The organism is candidate division WOR-3 bacterium, assembly GCA_016867815.1.
Taxonomy (GTDB): domain Bacteria; phylum Hydrothermota; class Tepidihabitantia; order Tepidihabitantales; family Tepidihabitantaceae; genus UBA2258.
The window spans coordinates 1-3,405 of record VGIR01000168.1 but is presented as its reverse complement, the minus strand read 5'-3'; the positions used below and the strand labels follow the sequence as shown (position 1 = coordinate 3,405).

Here is a 3,405-nt window from a genome sequence, read left to right as displayed (position 1 = left end):
GGGGAATATCCCCGGCCATCTGGCTGGGCATCTCTCCGGGGATACCACTCGGCATCCGGGAAGGCATCTCTCCGGGAATCCGACCCCGGTACCGGGCGGGATACTCTCCCCGTATCCCAGCGGGGATCCGGGTGGGGACCTCTCCCCGGATCCGTGCCGGAATCCCCCGGGGAACCAGGAGGGGCACCCCTCCCGGAATCCGGGACGGGATCCCGGCCAGCATCCCCCCCTGCATCCAGGAGGGCATCCGGCCCTGTACGGGGTTCCTGCCACCCGCCGAACCGGCCAACGGCTGCGGCTCTGAATCCAACATTGGAGCCACGAAAGCACGAAGGACACGAAACGAATGGGTGCGGGATACGACATGTCCGTTTCACTCCGCTCTCGTGTCTTCGTGGCCATCAATCTCGGTTCTGGGGCTGCGGCTCTCGGCCAAGCCACCCGAAAGCTAGCTGCCCGCGAGAACGCGGGCAGCGATGCTACGACGGGTTCTGGAAAAGGCTACTTGGTCAGGACGACCTTCCGCACGGCTGGCTTGTGGCTGGAGGCTGGAAGCTCCTCGCGGACAAAGTACACCCCCGGTGCCAGATGGCCTATGTTGTTTGCACCGGGATTCAGCACCTTCAGTCTGCGTCCGGACACGTCGCAGATGTCGCCGGTCGTCGCGGACCGCAGTGGCACGCTACGCCGAACCACCGTCGGCGGTGAAGGCTCAGTCGCGACTGCCCGTTGCTCTTCGACCGCAAGTGGTGTGTCCCGGATTACCGATATGGAAGAGCTTCTCATGTTGGCAACGAACATCCGGCTATGCCTAGGGACCCAGACCATGTCGCCCGGATACTGGCCAACTCGAATTGTGCGGGTCACGCGGTACGTGAGGGCGTCAATGATCACCACAGTGCTGTCCACGCTGCAATAGACCTTGTCGTGCCCGATGTCGCATTCCATGGCGAGAGAGTACTGCGGATTTGGCGTCGAGATGCGAGTCAGAACCGAATCGCCCAGACCGTCAATCACAAAGACCCCCTCTGTGCCATACATGAATACATCGGGCTTGGCGGGACTCTGGCACGCCATCCCGATGAACGGAGTCTCCAATACTCTGATGATGCTGTCATCGCGGCCGCTGACAATGGTCACGTAGCCACAGTACATACCGTTGGTAGACGCGTAGAGCTTCTCGGCCGCAGGGTTGTAGTGAATCGTGAAACCTGGGCCGGCGTAGACTTGGACGAGCTTGACTACAGAGTCGGTTGCTGAACTGATAATGGCCAGTTGATTGCCATCGTAGTTGGCCACGTATAGCTTGTCATAGCTGTGATTCACGGCCATCTTGTAGGGCGCGCCCCAGTTGAACGGGATGGTCGTCAGCACGCTGTCCGTTCGTGCATCTATCACTGCCACGGAGTGTCTTTTCAAGCGGACTTGCGAGCAATACACTTTGGAGTTGGGCGCGCACTCCCTGTCAGGCTCATGGTGGTAGTCAAGCAGACGCGTTGGGTCGTCCCATACGGACGCCACCGCCTCAACTGCATCGGCGCGGCAGTCAATCACGACAACGCCGGAGTCGCCTCCGTGCCCGGACCGGAGAGAAACGAATACCTTGTCATTGGCGGAATCGCATGCGGCCTCCCATGGATACCCGTGCATTGGGATCGTCGAGAGAAGTGAGTTTGTCGCCGCGTCGACGACCGATACGGAACCGCAGTTGTCGCGGTTCACTGTGTAGAGCTTGTCCTCGACCGGGTTGTAGCAGATCTTGAAGGGCTTCACGCCCGTTCTTACCACCGCCAGCAGCGAATCGCCCGCGCCGTCCACACACGCCACCGAGGGCGTGTTCACATAAGCCCCGTACACGCGATTCAGGGTCGGGTCCACCGCCAGCCGTCTTGAGTCGTCAGGGAGGATGAAGACCGCGAGAAGGCTATCGGTGACGCCATCGATGACGCCCATGCGGCCATCATCCGTCGCAGCGTAGAGTTTGCCGTTTGCGGGGTTGCACAGCACCGACTGCCAAGGGTAGCCCCCGGCCGAGGACCCTCGGATGCTGTCGCCAGCGCCGTCTATGACGACAATAGCCCCCTCGTTGGTACAGTAGACGCGGCCGGTAAGCGGGCTGTAGGCTATGCTATTCTGTTCTCCTCCTACTTGCAGCGTGGCCAGAACCGTATCGGCCGCGCCGTCGATTACCGTGAAGTGCCCACTCAAGTATCCGCGCCCGCAGTACACCTTGTTGTCTCGGGAGTTGTGGCAGAAGGAAACGGGACCGTTCCCCACGTTGACCGTTGCCACGACGGTGTCCATAGTCGCACCTATGACCGTAACTGAGGCGGACTTGAAGTTGGCGCAGTAAACCTTGCGGTCAACCGGATTGAAACAGAGCGCCCGGGGTTGACTATCGACCTGAATCGTCGCAACGACGCTGTCGCCGGACACATCGATTGCCGAAACGGTGTTCGAGGAGTAGTTCGCGCAGTAGACCTTGTTGTCCAACCAGTCGTAGCAGAGAGCATGGGGCCGTAGGCCGACGCGGACGCGAGATAGCACCTCGTTCGTACCGCAGTCGATGACGTAGACCACGCTGTCCGGCGGACTACCCCAACCCGCGACATACAGCTTGTTCTTCGCCGGCACGTAGACGAGGGCCCGGCACCGGCTGTCGACTTGAATCCGTTTCTCGAAGGAGAGGCCAGCTCCGTCTACCACCGCGACCCATCCATCTCCGCCGACATAGACCGTGTGGGTTGCAGGGTTGACGGCGATGCAGTCCAACTGCAGCACGCTGCCAACGCCGCCAGGGCACAGGTCTATCGTAGTCTCAAGATACTGAGCGTGAGTAGGCATAGCGAGCAGCGATCCCAGTGCCAGCGCGCGCAGAAGCACCTTGGCCTTGGCGGCCCGGATGGTCGGAATGGAGTAGCGGCCCCGAACGCGGTCCTTGGTGCCACGCGTCATGCGTTCCTCCTACCTTGTCACCACGACTTTGCGAACCGAGGCGCCCGGTCTTCCGTCTTCGGTCATCGATCCGCGGAGGAAGTACACTCCCGGGACCAGATGGCTGATGTCATTCTCTCCCGGCTTCAGGTTCAGGACCTTTCGTCCCGTGGCGGCCAACAACACGCTTGACGCCATACGCTCAACGCCCGAAGCCAGAGGCAGATGCAGGTTGCAGCGCAGAACCGTCGGATCGGGATTCGCTACTGGCACTTCGGCGTTCGGCATTTCCTCGACCCCGGGCGGCGAGGTGCGGATGACCGAGATGCTGGAACTCCCAGAGTTCGCCACGTACACGAGGTCCTGCGCCGGATTCAGGCAAAACCCCTGCGGACCCGCACCCACGTTGATGGTCGCCACAACTGAGTCGGCCGTGCCGTCGATCACGGTCACTGAGTTGCCTCCGCCGTT

2 protein-coding genes are annotated in these 3,405 nt (G+C 61.3%); both read right to left on the bottom strand.

Annotated elements, in window-relative coordinates:
- Positions 1–501: 501 nt before the first annotated feature.
- Positions 502–2,955 (bottom strand): YncE family protein, encoded by a 2,454-nt coding sequence (locus FJY68_13850; GenBank protein MBM3332909.1) that lies wholly within the window; start codon positions 2,953–2,955, stop codon positions 502–504.
- A gap of 9 nt (positions 2,956–2,964) precedes the next feature.
- On the bottom strand, positions 2,965–3,222 hold the full coding sequence (locus FJY68_13845; GenBank protein MBM3332908.1) for a hypothetical protein: 258 nt from the start codon (positions 3,220–3,222) through the stop codon (positions 2,965–2,967).
- Between the last annotated feature and the right edge of the window lie 183 nt (positions 3,223–3,405).

Bases quoted from the DNA above. Each gene is read 5' to 3' on its own strand.
- FJY68_13850 (MBM3332909.1), bottom strand. From the start codon at position 2,955: ATGACGCGTGGCACCAAGGACCGCGTTCGGGGCCGCTACTCCATTCCG.
- FJY68_13845 (MBM3332908.1), bottom strand. From the start codon at position 3,222: ATGCCGAACGCCGAAGTGCCAGTAGCGAATCCCGATCCGACGGTTCTG.